This is a genomic window from Micromonospora sp. NPDC049044, assembly GCF_040649215.1.
Classification (GTDB): domain Bacteria; phylum Actinomycetota; class Actinomycetes; order Mycobacteriales; family Micromonosporaceae; genus Micromonospora.
The window spans coordinates 109,371-123,403 of the sequence record NZ_JBEZFA010000020.1 but is presented as its reverse complement, the minus strand read 5'-3'; the positions used below and the strand labels follow the sequence as shown (position 1 = coordinate 123,403).

At 73.7% G+C, this 14,033-nt stretch carries 12 protein-coding genes and 1 riboswitch; of the genes, 6 read left to right on the top strand and 6 right to left on the bottom strand.

The window, feature by feature from the left end:
• Nucleotides 1–195 precede the first annotated feature (195 nt).
• The gene (locus AB0B85_RS18630) at nucleotides 196–1,506 is read right to left on the bottom strand and encodes an AI-2E family transporter (protein WP_357408795.1); all 1,311 of its coding nucleotides are present in this window, start codon (nucleotides 1,504–1,506) and stop codon (nucleotides 196–198) included.
• Nucleotides 1,507–1,666: 160 nt separating this feature from the next.
• On the opposite strand from AB0B85_RS18630, the gene AB0B85_RS18625 reads away from it, so the two are divergent.
• Nucleotides 1,667–2,005, top strand: coding sequence for a co-chaperone GroES (locus tag AB0B85_RS18625; RefSeq protein WP_357408793.1), 339 nt, complete (start codon nucleotides 1,667–1,669; stop codon nucleotides 2,003–2,005).
• Nucleotides 2,006–2,098: 93 nt separating this feature from the next.
• Nucleotides 2,099–2,266, top strand: a complete 168-nt coding sequence (locus AB0B85_RS18620) for a hypothetical protein (RefSeq protein WP_357253742.1) — start codon at nucleotides 2,099–2,101, stop codon at nucleotides 2,264–2,266.
• Between the two features lie 22 nt (nucleotides 2,267–2,288).
• Here AB0B85_RS18620 and AB0B85_RS18615 read toward each other — a convergent pair whose 3' ends face one another.
• Nucleotides 2,289–3,764: a PrsW family intramembrane metalloprotease gene (locus AB0B85_RS18615; RefSeq protein WP_357408791.1), complete on the bottom strand. Its 1,476-nt coding sequence runs from the start codon at nucleotides 3,762–3,764 to the stop codon at nucleotides 2,289–2,291.
• Nucleotides 3,765–3,787: 23 nt separating this feature from the next.
• Nucleotides 3,788–3,908: riboswitch (SAM riboswitch) on the top strand.
• Nucleotides 3,909–3,954: 46 nt separating this feature from the next.
• Between AB0B85_RS18615 and AB0B85_RS18610 the strand changes: the two genes are divergently transcribed.
• Complete coding sequence (locus tag AB0B85_RS18610) at nucleotides 3,955–5,223, top strand: aminotransferase class V-fold PLP-dependent enzyme (protein ID WP_357408788.1); 1,269 nt, start codon at nucleotides 3,955–3,957, stop codon at nucleotides 5,221–5,223.
• A gap of 4 nt (nucleotides 5,224–5,227) precedes the next feature.
• Here the strand turns inward: AB0B85_RS18610 and AB0B85_RS18605 are convergent, their stop codons facing one another.
• A complete protein-coding gene (locus tag AB0B85_RS18605) occupies nucleotides 5,228–6,430 on the bottom strand; it encodes an FUSC family protein (RefSeq protein WP_357408806.1) in 1,203 nt (400 codons plus the stop codon).
• Nucleotides 6,431–6,570: 140 nt separating this feature from the next.
• Between AB0B85_RS18605 and AB0B85_RS18600 the strand changes: the two genes are divergently transcribed.
• A complete protein-coding gene (locus AB0B85_RS18600) occupies nucleotides 6,571–7,233 on the top strand; it encodes a metal-dependent phosphohydrolase (protein WP_357408786.1) in 663 nt (220 codons plus the stop codon).
• Here the strand turns inward: AB0B85_RS18600 and AB0B85_RS18595 are convergent.
• Nucleotides 7,199–7,489 carry a DUF4031 domain-containing protein gene (locus tag AB0B85_RS18595; RefSeq protein ID WP_357408784.1) on the bottom strand — a complete coding sequence of 97 codons (291 nt, stop codon included), beginning with the start codon at nucleotides 7,487–7,489 and terminating at the stop codon, nucleotides 7,199–7,201. The genes AB0B85_RS18600 and AB0B85_RS18595 overlap by 35 nt on opposite strands.
• A gap of 68 nt (nucleotides 7,490–7,557) precedes the next feature.
• Between AB0B85_RS18595 and AB0B85_RS18590 the strand changes: the two genes are divergently transcribed.
• Nucleotides 7,558–8,958 carry an FAD-linked oxidase C-terminal domain-containing protein gene (locus tag AB0B85_RS18590; RefSeq protein WP_357408782.1) on the top strand — a complete coding sequence of 467 codons (1,401 nt, stop codon included), beginning with the start codon at nucleotides 7,558–7,560 and terminating at the stop codon, nucleotides 8,956–8,958.
• Between the two features lie 9 nt (nucleotides 8,959–8,967).
• Here AB0B85_RS18590 and AB0B85_RS18585 read toward each other — a convergent pair whose 3' ends face one another.
• Both AB0B85_RS18585 and AB0B85_RS18580 read right to left on the bottom strand, forming a co-directional pair.
• Complete coding sequence (locus AB0B85_RS18585; RefSeq protein ID WP_357408780.1) at nucleotides 8,968–9,501, bottom strand: hypothetical protein; 534 nt, start codon at nucleotides 9,499–9,501, stop codon at nucleotides 8,968–8,970.
• A gap of 88 nt (nucleotides 9,502–9,589) precedes the next feature.
• Nucleotides 9,590–11,422 carry a glycerol-3-phosphate dehydrogenase/oxidase gene (locus AB0B85_RS18580; protein ID WP_357408778.1) on the bottom strand — a complete coding sequence of 611 codons (1,833 nt, stop codon included), beginning with the start codon at nucleotides 11,420–11,422 and terminating at the stop codon, nucleotides 9,590–9,592.
• A 158-nt stretch (nucleotides 11,423–11,580) separates the two neighbouring features.
• On the opposite strand from AB0B85_RS18580, the gene AB0B85_RS18575 reads away from it, so the two are divergent.
• Complete coding sequence (locus tag AB0B85_RS18575) at nucleotides 11,581–14,019, top strand: S8 family serine peptidase (protein ID WP_357408776.1); 2,439 nt, start codon at nucleotides 11,581–11,583, stop codon at nucleotides 14,017–14,019.
• Nucleotides 14,020–14,033: the final 14 nt, after the last annotated feature.

The following is a 14,033-nucleotide window of genomic DNA, read 5'->3' as shown; positions in this document are numbered from 1 at the left end:
CCCGCCTCGCGGGCCCCGGCCGCCCCGCGCGGCGTTTTCCCCGGCCGGCGCCTGCGCTGCGTCGCCAGCCCGCTTGGTCACGCACGAACATGGAAAGAGTGGCCTCCCCGTTACGGGAGGCCACTCTTTCCATGTTGTTGCGCGATCTTGGGGCGCGCGGGGGCGCGCGGGGGCGCGCGGGGGCGCGCGGGCCGGTCAGGGTGCCTGGGAGGCGACGACCACTGCGTCGGGTGGGGTGTCCGGGACCCTGCGGGCGGCGAGCCGGCGGACCGCGGTGTTCAGCACCGCGATCAGCGGCACGGAGACCAGCGCACCGGTGATGCCGGCGAGTACCACCCCGGCGGCGATGCCGATGATCACCGCGAGCGGGTGGAGGGCGACCGCCCGGCCCATGATCAGCGGCTGGAGCACGTGCCCCTCCACCTGCTGCACCCCGATCACCACACCCAGGATGATCAACGCGGTGACCGGGCCGCTGTCGACCAGGGCCACCAGCACCGCCACGCCGCCGGAGAGCGCCGCACCGACGATCGGGATGAACGCCCCGAGGAAGACCAGCGCGGCCAGCGGGAAGGCGAACGGGATGTCGAAGATGACCAGGAAGATGCCGATGCCGACCGCGTCGATGAAGGCCACCAGGACTGTCGCGCGTACGTAGGCGACGAGCGTCTGCCAGGAGGCCCGGCCCGCGTCGTCGACCTTCCACCGGGCGGCCACCGGCAACAGCCGGACCAGGAAGCGCCAGATCCGGTTGCCGTCGCGCAGGAAGAAGAACGTCGCGAAGAGCACAAGCAGCGTGCCGGTCAGCACCTCGGCAAGCGTGGCGGCGGTGCTCAGGGCACCGCTTGTGAAGCGGGAGGTGTTGTTGTTGATCCAGCTCTGCGCCTCGTCGATGTAGCGGTCGAGCTGGGTGTCGGAGAGGTGCAGCGGCCCTGTCTTCAGCCAGTTCTGGATCTGCCGGACGCCCTCCGAGGACTTCTCGCTCAGCTCCGGCACGCCCCGGATGAACTCGTTCACCACGAGCGTCAACGTGCCGATCACCGCGACGAGACCGCCGACAAGCACCACCGCCGTCGCCAGCGACCGGGGCAGGCGAGCCCGCAACAACCAGCCCACCGCCGGCGCGAGCAACGCGGAGAGCAGCAGCGCGATGGCCAGCGGAATGATCACGATCTTGACGGTGCTGACGATCCTGAGCAGCGCCCAGGCCACCACACCGATCACGATCAGCCGCCAGCACCACGCGGCGGCGATCCGCAGCCCGTGCGGGACGTCGGCGTCGTCGCGGCTGGAGGTCGAGCTGTGCAGGTCCACCGGCGGTTCCGCGCCGTAGACCGAGGCGGTCGGCGGCGCGGTCGGCCCCGGCACGGCCGGAGACGCCACCCGGGCCTCGTCCGACACCTCACTCAACTCGTCGCTCGGGGTGCCCTCGTCGACCCACGCCGACTCCTTTCGCGACCGGTAGGCGCGACGGAGTCGGCCGCGTACCCGCTCGAAGCGGCTCAAGCGCACCTCCTGGCAGAAGAAGCCGGCCCGCCCACGGCGGCAGGTCGGACAGCATACGTCCGTTGCCGACACCGTAGGGCAGTTCCGCCACACAATGCCCTCGGCACCACCCGCCTAACCACCGACGGTCCGCCGTCGGCCACACGGTAGCGTCTGCGACGTGACCGCCGACAACGATCTCGACGCCGGCCTGCCGATCCGGCTGCTGCACGACCGTGTGCTGGTGCGCATGGAGGGCGGCGAGGGCGAGCGCCGTTCCACAGCTGGCATCGTCATCCCGGCGACCGCCCAGGTCGGCAAACGCCTCGCCTGGGCCACCGCCGTCGGGGTCGGGCCGAACGTGCGCGCCATCGTCTCCGGCGACCGGGTGCTGTTCGACCCGGACGACCGCTCCGAGGTCGAGCTGCACGGCCGCGGGTACGTGCTGCTGCGGGAGCGCGACGTGCACGCGGTGGCCGCCGAGCGGATCGAGAACGACTCCACCGGCCTCTACCTCTGACGCACCTCCCCCGGCCAACGGGCCGCACCGCGCATCGTTTGCCAGGCCGCACGACGGGAAGCCATCCGGCGACCGTGGCCCTGGGGAGGGACGATGCCGGTATTCGTGAAGAAGCTGTTGACCTGGGGCAGTGTCGCGTTCCTGATCTACTTCATGGCCTTCCGGCCGGACGGTGCGGCGCAGATCTTCAAAGCCATCGGTGGTGCGCTGATGGCGATGTTCCAGGGCTTCGGTGACTTCCTCACCTCGCTGATGACCTGAGGCCGCCGGCCGGGGCAACCCGTCAGGGGCGACCCGGCGGCCACGGCTGCGCCGAGTGCAGGCCGGGCCAGCCGGGCGGGGCGTAGCCCGCCGGCGGCGCCGGGGCCAGCACCACCGGGATCGGCACCACCGGCTCATCCGGGGCGTCCACCGGGCGCTGCGTACCGTCTGGAAAACGCAGGTGGTAGCGGGTGCCGTCCCAGACTCCCGTCGGGGCCTGCGGGTCCCGGCCGGCGAAGAACGACCGGTACCCGCATATCGCGTCAAGCAACTCCCGCTCCTCCCGCGCGGTCCGCTCCTGGTCGGCGGGCTTGCGGTCCAGGCCGCGGAGCGAGCCGTCGCGCAGCAGGGCCAGGCGGGTGGCGGCGGACTGGTAGCCGCGCATCGCCCGCACCCCGGCGTCGCCGGCCACCCGCCGCGCCCAACTGCGGGCCGCGTGCCGCCGGCCGAGGCTGCTCAACGCCGCCACCTCGGGTGGGCTCAGCCAGCCGGCCCGGACGTAGTCGGGCAGGGTCCGCTCGGTGAGCCGCCCCTCCCAGGCGCGCAGCCACACCGCGAAACCCACCATGCCGAAGAAGACAGGCACCATCAGGCCCAGGAAGCCGTACAGCATGATCAACGCCTGGCCGGTGGCCTGGGTGAGCGTGGGCAGCAGGTTCCAGGTGCCGTGCAACATCATCGCCAGCAGCAGGCCGGCGATCGGGGCGAGCACCCGGACCCGACGGTCCGCCGTCCGCGCCGCGATGCCCAACCCCACACCGGTCATCGAGGTGAAAAGCGGATGGGCGAACCCGAACAGCAGGATCCGCAGGATGAAGATCGAGATGACCTGGTTGATGCCGGTCACCGGACCGTACCGGTCGGCGCCGGCCGCGTAGCCCAACCCACCCAGGTAGAGGATGTTCTCCACCATGGCGAAGCCGACCGCGGACAGGCCGCAGTAGACCAGGCCGTCGGTGATCCCGGACCACTGACGCCGACGGAACACCAGCAGCAGGATCGGGCCCAGTGCCTTGGTCAACTCCTCGATGAACGGCGCCACCAGCACGCCGGTGAGCGCGTCGGGCAGCCCCCAGTCGGCGAACCGATTGGCGGCGAAGTCGTTTACCGTGAGCGAGGCGGCGGTGGAGACGAACGCGCCCCAGGCGAAGCAGAAGATGAGGTATTTCAGCGGCTCCGGCTCGTACCGGTCCAGCCAGAGGAAGCAGCCGACAAGCACCGGCACCGGCAGGACGGCGGCGGCAACGCCGATCAGCAGGGCCTGCGCGCCGAGCGACTGGCCGAGCGTGAAGACCATGAACACCGCGCAGGCGGCGATGAGCAGCACCACCCCGGCCAACGCCAGGAACCGCCGCCAGCCCAGCCGACGTCGCGGCATCCGGGGCGCCTCGCCGACGGACGGGGCCGCGGGTGCGGGCGACGACGGCAGGGGCGTACCGGGCGGGATGTCGGCCATGCCGTCAGCGTAGCCATCGGCCGCCGGCTGGTCCGGTCGCATCGGTTGCCGCTATGCTGCCGGCAGGTCACGAGTGCCAGCGTTCAGCCCCGGCTTGCTGGCCGGCAACCCTCGTCGAGTTCGCGGTGGGGTGCCCCGGGTGATGACCGGGCCCAGCCCGATCGGTGTGCTGGGCAAGCGCGGACCCCGTCCCGATGCCGCACCCGGGGTCCCTGACCCCGGAGGTTCCGGCATGCCCGTCACCCTCGTTCCCTCGCTGCCCGCCCTGCCCACTGTCGCGCCCGCGCCGTCAGCGCCGCTGGACGTCCTCGGCGTGCCAGGTGAGATCAACCTGGACTACGCGGCCAGCGCGCCGTGCGCGCGGGCCGCCGCCGACGCGGTGGCCGAGCTACTGCCCTGGTACGCAAGCGTGCATCGCGGCGCGGGCGCGCTGTCGCGGCGCTGCACCCTCGCCTACGAGCGGGCCCGGCAGACGGTCGGCGACTTCTTCGGCGCCCGCGCCGACGATCACGTGATCTTCACCCGCAACACCACAGACGCGCTCAACCTGCTGGCCCGGTCCCTGCCGACCGGCACCACGGTGGTCACCTTCGCCGGCGAGCACCACGCCAACCTGCTGCCCTGGCCGCGCGGCTCGGTACGGCTGCCGGTGCCCGCCGATCCCGCCGGGGCGGTACGCGCCCTCGCCGCCGCCCTCAGCGAGCTGCGCCGGGGCAGCAACCCGGCGCTGCCGGTGCTGGTGGCGGTGACCGGTGCGAGCAACGTGACAGGTGAGCGGTGGCCGGTCGCCGAGCTGGCCCGGGTGGCGCACCGGCACGGTGCCCGGATCGTGCTCGATGCCGCGCAACTCGCCCCGCACGCCCCGGTCGACCTGCTCGCGCTGGACGTCGACTACCTGGCCGTGTCCGGCCACAAGCTGTACGCGCCGTTCGGCACGGGCGTGCTGATCGGCCGGGCGGACTGGCTGGACGCCGCCCCGCCGTACCTGGCGGGTGGGGGTGCCACCAGCCACGTCGGCCCGGCCACCCACGACGTGACCTGGGCGACCGGTCCGGCCCGGCACGAGGGTGGCACCCCGAACCTGCTCGGCGCGGTCGCGCTGGCGGCGGTGTGCGCGGCGCTCGGCGCGGCAGACCGGGTCGCCCTGGCCGACCGGGAGCAGGCGCTGCTGGCACGGCTGCGGACCGGCATCGAGGCCCTGCCACACGTGGTGGAGCTGCGCACCTTCGGCTCGGACGCACCCCGGGTCGGCATCGTCTCGTTCGTGGTCGCCGGCCGGGACTCCGCAGACGTGGCCGCGCGGCTGGCCAGCGGGCACCGGATCGGCGTACGCGACGGGTTGTTCTGCGCCCACCCGCTGGCCCGGCGGCTGCTCGCCGAGGCGGCGGGGCGTACCGGCCGTCGGGACCTGCCGCCCACCGCGCTGCGCGCCAGCATCGGCCTGGGCAGCACGGCGGCGCACGTCGACCGGCTGCTCGCCGCGCTTGCCGAACTGGGCTGAGGGGTCATCCGACGGGCGGGGCGGTAGGGGGTTTCGGCGCCTCGCCCGGCTCGGCCGCCTCACCGATCGGCCGCTCCTGCTCCCCGAAGGCGGTGCGGATCCACCGGTTCGCCTCCTCCTGCTCGATCCCGGAGGCCACCAGCAGGTCGCTGGCGGTGGTCCGGATCTGGGCGACGACCACGCTGCCGGAGAAGCCGACGCCGTCGCCGTACGCCCGACCGGCCTCGCTCACCGCCCGCAGCGACAGTTCCCGGGCCTTCTCCGGCTCCTCGCCGGCGGCGAACTCGTGCTTGAGCAGCCGGACCGACTCTGCGAGGTGGCCGATCGCGGCGGGCATCGGATCCGGCACCGGCTCCTCGTCCTCGATCAGCGTGACGGACCTGCGGATCAGCGTGCCGGTGTTGCGCATCGCCCGGTCGACCGGGTCGGCCGCCTCCGCGTAGTGGATCAGCTCGCTGCGGCGGTGCCAGCGAGCCGGGGAGAGGGTGGCGGTCTCCTTCGCCCCCTCGATCGCCTCGGCCAACGTGGCCAGTTCCTCCTTGTTGTTACGCAGCCGATCCAGGGCACGCTGGACGCTGGCGCGGTCCCGACTGCGTAACCCGTCAGCTGTGGCGTCGAGCTGGGCGGCGAGCAGGTCCAGCGCCGGCCGGGCGGCCCGGTTGATCACCCGGAGCGGGTTCAGCGGCAGCAGCACTGCGGTCACCAGGAGCGCGACACCGCCACCGAGGAAGGCGTCCACGAAGCGCGGGATCTCCAGATTCTGGGTGGACGGGCTCAACGTCACGATCAGCACCGCCGTGGCCGCCGCCTGGATGACGATGGCGACGCTCGCCCCGGCGAAGATCGTGAACAGGATCGCGACAGTGACCACCAGGCCGAGCTGCCAGGCCCCGGTGCCGAGCAGGTAGATCAGGAAGTCACCGATGGCCACTCCGATCCCCACCCCGGCGATCAGCTCGACGGTCCGGCGGAACCGCTGGCCGACCGACGCGGCGAGGGTGCCGACCGCGGAGATCGGCGCGAAGACCGGCTGCGGGTTGCCGAGCACCTTGTGCGAGATCAGGTACGCCAGTCCGGCGGCCAGACCCGCCTGCACGGCCAGTCCACCGGCCATCCGCACCCGGTGCAGCCGGTCGTGCAGGGTGGCCCGGGTGCGATGGCGCAGTTGCTCGGTGGCCTCGGCGATCCGGGCGCCGTCGACGTCCACCAGCCCATCGCGCAGCGCGGCACGTCGCACCACAGGTGGTCGCTTGTCCCGGGCCACGGCCATGGGCGCGACTACCCGGGACAGGCCCGCTGAATCCTTCCGCGTCGCGCGCCGTGGCCGGGATGCGGCAGACTCGGCCGGTGGTCGATCTGCTTGAGCGGTGGCGGGCGGCAGCCCGGGGTGCTGGTGCGAAGCCGGGCACGGGGTGGAGCCGGGCCGGGGAGCGGCTGCTCGACAGGTGGCGGGAGCCGCACCGGCACTACCACACGGTGGCCCACCTGACGGCGGTGCTCGACGTGGTGGACGAGCACGCCGGGCTGGCCGACCGGGCCGATCTGGTCCGGCTGGCGGCCTGGTGGCACGACGCGGTCTACGACCCGCGGACCACGGGGGACGCCAACGAACGGGACAGCGCCGCGCTGGCCGAGAGCGTGCTCACCGGGCTCGGGGTGCCGGTGCCGACGGCGGCCGAGGTGCGCCGGCTGGTGCTGCTCACCGCCGGGCACGTCGTGGATCCGGACGACCGGGACGGCGCCCTGCTCTGCGACGCGGACCTCGCCGTGCTTGCCGCACCCCCGGCGGCGTACGACAGGTACGCGGCGGCGGTCCGACGGGAGTACGCGCACGTGCCGGAGCCGGCCTTCCGGGCGGGACGGGCGGCGGTGCTCGAAGCTCTGCTGGCCCAGCCCGCGCTGTTCCGGCTGCCGCCGTTGGCGGCCCGCTGGGCGGAGTCGGCCCGGGGCAACGTGCGCCGGGAACTGGCCGCGCTCACCGCAGCGGAGCCGCCGACGGAAGCGGGCTGACCAGGTGTTTCGGGCGGCGTAGATCGGCGGCGCGGAGCAACCGGACCAGCTCCCGGCTCGGCACCACCTGAGCGCCGAGCCAGACCGCCGCCGCGAACCGGTCGGCGGGAATGTCGTAGTGGTCCCGGTCGAAGCCGCGCCGGGGTGCGCCGAGTGCCTCGGCGAAGGCGTGCAGCTCGGCGTAGGAGACGTCGCTGATCAGGTGTGACCAGAGCCGGCCGCGCCACGGCCAGGCCGGCCGGTCCAGGTAGAGCATGACGTCCAAGCTATCCCGCGTAGTTGATCATGTTGATGATCGTCGGCCGGCGACCTAGCCTCGGCAGCATGGCCCCCACCACACTCCTGGACGACCTCCGCGCCGCGCTCGGTGCCGCCGCCGTGCTCACCGACCCGGACCTGCTGCGGATGCACCAACGGGACGAGGCCGACCTGTGCGCGGCCGGCACCCCGCTCGTGGTGACCCGCCCGCGCAGCACCGCACAGGTGGTCGCGGTGGTCCGGGCGGCAGCCCGACACGGCGTACCGGTGGTGCCGCAGGGCGCGCGGACCGGGCTGGCCGGCGCGGCGAACGCGGTGGACGGCGCTGTGGTGTTGAGCACCGTGGCGATGGACGAGATCCGGGAGATCGACCCGGTGAGCCGGATCGCGGTGGTCCAGCCGGGGGTGGTCAACGCGACGCTGGCCGGCGCGGTGGCCAAGCAGGGGCTCTGGTACCCACCGGACCCCGGCTCCTGGCAGTCGTCCACGATCGGCGGCAACGTGGCCACCAACGCCGGCGGCATGTGCTGCGTGAAGTACGGGGTGACCACCGAGTACGTGCTCGGTCTGGAGGTGGTGCTCGCCTCCGGTGAGGTGCTGCGTACCGGGCGGCGGACGGCCAAGGGGGTGGCCGGCTACGACCTGACCCGGCTGTTCGTCGGCTCGGAGGGCACCCTCGGGGTGATCACCGAGGTGACCGTGGCGCTGCGGCCCGCCCCGGCCGAGTCACTGACCATGGTGGCGGTCTTCGGATCGACAGCGGCGGCCGGCGCGGCGGTGGCCGAGATCGCGGCCCGCGGGCTCACCCCCAGCCTGTTGGAGTTGTTGGACCAGACCCACCTGCGGGCGATCGAGGCGTACCAGCCGATGGGGTTGCGGACCGACGCGCAGGCCCTGCTGCTGGCCGCCGCGGACACCGGCACCCGGGCCGCCGACGACCTGGCCAGCCTGGCCGAGGTGTGCACGGCGGCCGGTGCCGACGAGGTCTACGCGGCCACCGACGCGGTGGAGGCCGCGGCGCTGTTGCAGGCCCGCCGGCTGGCCCACCCGGCGATGGAGAAGTACGCCGCCGACGCGTACCCGGGTGGCAACGGCGGTCTGGTGATCGACGACGTGGCGGTGCCGCGCGGTTCGCTCGCCGCGCTGCTGGACGGGGTGGCCCGGATCGCCGTGGAGTGTGAGGTGCCGATCGGTGTGGTGGGGCACGCCGGGGACGGCAACATGCACCCGAACATCGTTGTCGACCGGGCCGACCCGGCGAGCGTGCGGCGCGGCCGGCGAGCCTTCGACGAGATCATGCGGCTCGGGCTGGACCTGGGCGGCACGTGCACCGGAGAGCACGGGGTGGGGCTGCTCAAGCGGGACTGGCTGGCCCGGGAGATCGGCCCGGTCGGCGTGCGGGTGCACCAGGCGATCAAGTCGGCACTGGACCCGGCCGGTCTACTCAACCCGGGCAAGGTGCTCTGAGCTGACCCGTCAGCCCTTGACCTCGGCCGGGGTGGCCTGGGTGAGCAGCAGCAGGATCTCCCCGGCGACCGGCGTGCGCTCCTCGCCGGGGCAGTCCTGTGAGGTGATCAGCCCGGTCGAGGTGAGCAGGCTGGACGTGAGCGCGTCGATGCAGGTGGTGCGGTACCGCCGGGCCTGATCGGTCTCGTTCGCCAGCGCCGGGTCGGCGAGCAGCACCTGAAGCCGTTCGGTCAGCTCCGGGGCGAGGGTGCCCCGGGAGGTGACCCCGTCACCGGCGCAGTCAACGCACTGCCACGCGCCGTCGCGTTCGACGCTCAGGGTGCGCAGCGGGCCGTCGGCGCCGAGCCGCTGGAGCAGGCTGACCTCGCCGGCGGCGACAGTGGTGGGGATCTCCAGTTGCGCGCCGGCACCCGCCGGCGCGGGCGCCTGGGTCGCCGGAGTGCCGCGTGGCTCCCGGTCGAACAGCGAGCACCCGGCCACCGCACCGATGAGGACGATGGCGAGGACCGGCAATAGCAGACGAGGGTGCGCGCGGCGAAGCACGCGCGGAAACCTACCTCACCGTAGGTAGCGACCGAAACCACCATCCGGGCTGGTATCGATGGTTACCCATTGGTAACGTTACAATTCATCACCTAGCGGACGGACGTAGCTCAGCCTGATCGTCGCCGCTACCCCGATCGGCCGCGAAACCCCGGACGTCCCGGATGCCGAGCCGGGCCGCGTCCGCCGCGGCGTCGTCCGGCATCAACTGCGACTGTCGCTCCGCCTCCACCCGGGCGCGGTAGTGCTCCACCTCCCGGACCCGGGTGGCCGCGTCCCAGCCGAGCACCGCGCCCATCAACTCGGCGGCGTGCTCCGCCGACTCCAACCCCCGGTGGCTGGTCTCGAACGAGATCCGGGTCCGCCGGGTCAGCACGTCCTCCAGGTGCAACGCACCCTCGGCCCGGGCCGCGTAGGCCACCTCCGCCGCCAGGTATTCCGGCGCACCGGCCAGCGGCGACGCGAGCAGCGGATCGGCGTCGATGAGCGCCAACAGGTCCAGGGTGAGGGTGCCGTACCGCTCCAGCAGATGCTCCACCACGCCCACCGGCACACCGTGCCGGCGGGCCAGATCGGCCCGGTCCCGCCACATCGCCGGGTAACCGTCCGCCCCCAGCAGCGGCAGATCGGCCGTCCGCGACGGGCGGGTGCCGCCGAGCCGGCGGGCGGCCCGGTCGACCACGTCGGAGGCCATCACCCGGTACGTCGTGTACTTGCCACCGGCCACCAGCAGCAGCCCGAGCATCGGCTCGAAGACCGCGTGCTCACGGGAGAGCTTCGAGGTCGAGTCGGCCTCGCCGGCCAGCAGCGGTCGCAGCCCGGCGTACACCCCCTCGATGTCGGCGGTGGTCAACGGCCGGTCCAGCACCGTGTTCACCTGCTCCAGCAGGTAGTCGATGTCGCGAGCCGAGGCGGCCGGGTGGGACCGGTCCAGTCGCCAGTCGGTGTCCGTCGTGCCGATGATCCAGTGCCCGCCCCACGGGATGACGAAGAGCACCGACTTCGCCGTACGCAGGATGAGCCCGGTCTCGCCGGTGATCGCCGAGCGGGGCACCACCAGGTGCACCCCCTTGGAGGCGCGCACCCGGATGCCGGGCCGCAGGCCCACGTCGTTGAGCATCCGCGACATGTCGTCGCTCCACACCCCGGTCGCGGCGATGACGGTACGGGCATGCACCTCGAACTCCGCGTCCGGTGAGCCCTCCGGCGCCTCCAGGTCGCGCACGCGCACCCCGGTCACCTCACGCGCCTGCCGGATCAGCCCGACCGCACGCGCACTGCTCACCACAGTGGCACCGAGGCTGGCCGCGGTCCGGGCCAGGGTGACGACCAGTCGGGCGTCGTCGACCTGACCGTCGTAGTAGCGGATCGCCCCAGCCAGGGCGTCGGCCCGCAGGCTCGGAAAGATCCGCCGGGCGCCCTCCCGGGTCAGGTGCCGGTGCAGCGGCATGCCCCGGCCGGGACCGAAGACGCCGGCGAAGGCGTCGTAGGCGGCCACGCCGGCGCCGTAGTACGAGCGGCGGAGGAGCCGGGCCGGCAGATCCCGCAGGCCCCGCCCGGCCGGCAGCGGCACCAGGAACGGCACCGGACGCACCAGGTGCGGCGCGAGTCGGGTGGCCAGCAGCCCTCGCTCGGTGAGCGCCTCGTGGACCAGGTGGAACTCCAACTGCTCCAGGTAGCGCAGGCCACCGTGGATCAGCTTGCTGGACCGGCTGGAGGTGCCCGCGGCGAGATCACGTGCCTCGACCAGGGCGACCTTCAGGCCTCGGGACGCCGCGTCCAGGGCGGCCCCCGCACCGGTCACCCCGCCCCCGATGACCAGTACGTCGAAGCGCTCGGCGCGCAGTCGGCGCAGGTCGGACGCGCGGCGGACCGGCGACAGTTGGCCGGCGACGGAACGGGAGACATTGGGGTCACGCACCCGTCCACGGTAACCCCGCGCCCGCCTGTCGACATTCGTCGCCGCCCCGGGCCGGCACCTACCGCGTTCGCCGCCGCCCCGGCCGGACCAGCCCAGCCACCCCCTTCGATCACCAGTTGCCGGTCCGGATCTGTCCCCCGTGGTCGTAAGGTTCTCGGATGCACAGTCAGCCTGCGCACCCCCCGGTCAGCGACGGTGGTTCCCCGTGGCCGGTGGTCGCGGCCGTGCTTGTCGGCTGCTGGACGGTGGCGGTCACGGTGGCTACCCAGGCCGGCGGCTGGGTGGCCGATCAGGTGCTGTTGGGTTTCGGACGGGACCGGGCCGGCTGGCTCTGGCCCGTGCTCGGGCTGGCCACCGTAGTGCTTGTGGGCACACCCGCGCTGCTGCTGGCCGTGCTGCCCCGGTCGGCGGCGGTCCGGGCCACCGGGCGGGTCTGGCTGCTCGGGGCCCTCGCCCTCGGGGCGCTCACCCTGCTGCGGGTCGTGCCACCTGTGCACCACGAGGCGTACCTCGCCGCGTTGGCCGGCGCGGCGTTGCTCACCGCGCTCGCCGTGCGCCTGTCGGCGCGACGCTCGGCCGCCCAGGACCAGCAGCCCCTCGGACGCCGGCGGGGCGTGCGCCGACCCCGCCCGGTGCCGCTGCTCGCGGTCGCCGCCGGGCTGGCGCTGCTGCTGCCGTGGGCCTGGCTGGGCGCGCTCGGCGGGCTCCTGGAGACCGCGCTCGCAGTGCTGGCGGCCGCGGCGCTCGGGGTGCTGGCCGCGACGCTGCTGGATGCGGCCTTCTGGTCGCGGTTCGCGGTCGGCCGGCCACCCCGGCCGGCTCGGCTGGTGCTGGTCGGTGGCCTGGTCGCCGGGGTGGTGCTGCTGCTGCTCGCGGCCGGCACCGGCCAGTCCGGCGCGCAGTTGCCCGCGCTGCTGACCCTGCCACCTGTGGGCTTCGCCCTGGCCTCGCTCTGGGCGGGGACGTGGCGACCCACCGCCGACCCGGCCGACGCCGGACCCGCCGGGCGAACGGCCACCGGCTGGCTGGTGGGCCTGGCCGCACTCGGCCCGCTGGCCTTCACCGACCCGGAAGAGATCACTCTGCTGCTTGTCGGCACCCGCGACATCCCGTTCTGGGTGGCGGCCGCCGCCGCTGCCGGGCTCGCCGTCGCCGCCCTGGTCGCCATCGGGTACGCGGTGCTGCTCGCCCGGCCGACCGCACGCACCCCGAGCCGCCGGGTCGCGGCGGTGGCAGCCGTGGTGCTGCTTGTGGCGTTCGGCGTGGTCGACCTCGGCCCCGGCCAGCCAGGTCTGTACGGCGAGCGACTGCTCGTGGTGCTGCGCGCCCAGGCCGACCTGTCCGGTCTGCCCGCCGGCCAGCCAGGTCGGGCCGGACGGGACGCCCGCGCGGCGAAGGTCTACAAGCGATTGGTGACGACCGCCGAGCGGAGCCAGGCCGACCTGCTCGCGACGCTTACCCGGTTACGCCTCGACCCGGTGTCGTACTACCTGGTGAACGCGGTCGAGGTGGACGGCGGCCCGGCGGTGCGGGCCTGGCTCGCCCGCCGACCGGAGGTGGCCCGGGTGCTGGTCAGCCAACGCCTGCGACCGCTGCCGGCCCCGGCCGGGCAGACCCGGGGCACGGTGCCCAAGCCCACCGGCCCGGAGTGGAACATCAGCCGGATCGGCGCCGACCGGGTGTGGTCGCAGCTCGGGGTGACCGGCGCCGGCATCGTGGTAGGCAGTTCGGATTCGGGCGTGGACGGCACCCATCCGGCGCTGCGCGCCGGATTCCGTGGCGGAGACGACTCCTGGTACGACCCGTGGGACGGCACCCGCAGCCCGACCGACCAGGGCGGGCACGGCACCCACACGGTGGGCAGCGCGGTCGGGCGGGACGGCATCGGGGTGGCGCCGGACGCGCAGTGGGTGGGCTGCGTCAACCTGGACCGCAACCTCGGCAGCCCCGCGCTCTACCTGGACTGTCTGCAGTTCATGCTGGCGCCCTTCCCGGTTGGTGGTGACCCGTTCACCGACGGTCGTCCGGAGCGGGCCCCGCAGGTGCTCACCAACTCGTGGGGCTGCCCGCCGATCGAAGGCTGCGACCGGGGCATACTCCGACCGGCCACCGCCGCGCTGGAAGCCGCCGGGATCTTCGTGGTCGCCGCCGCCGGTAACACCGGGCCGTGGTGCGCGTCGATCGACGACCCACCGGCGCCGTACCCGGACGTGTTGACAGTGGGCGCGGTGGACGCGCAGGGCCGGGTCGCGGAGTTCTCCTCGCGCGGCCCGGCGCCGGGTGGCCCGGGTAAGCCGGACGTGCTGGCCCCGGGCGTGGGGGTGGTCTCGGCGATGCCGGGCGGCACGTACGCGGCGCTCGACGGCACCTCGATGGCGACCCCACAGGTGGCGGGGGTGGTGGCGCTGATGTGGTCGGCGAACCCGACGCTTGTCGGCGACGTGGACCGCACCCGGCAGATCCTGCGGGACACCGCCACGGCGGCCACCCCGACCTACCGCTCCAGCAACCCGTCCGACGCCTGCGGCGCTCCGTCGAACATCACCGGCGCCGGCCAGGTCGACGCCTACGCCGCCGTTCGCGCCGCCCAGCGTTAGACAAGGGCACGTTG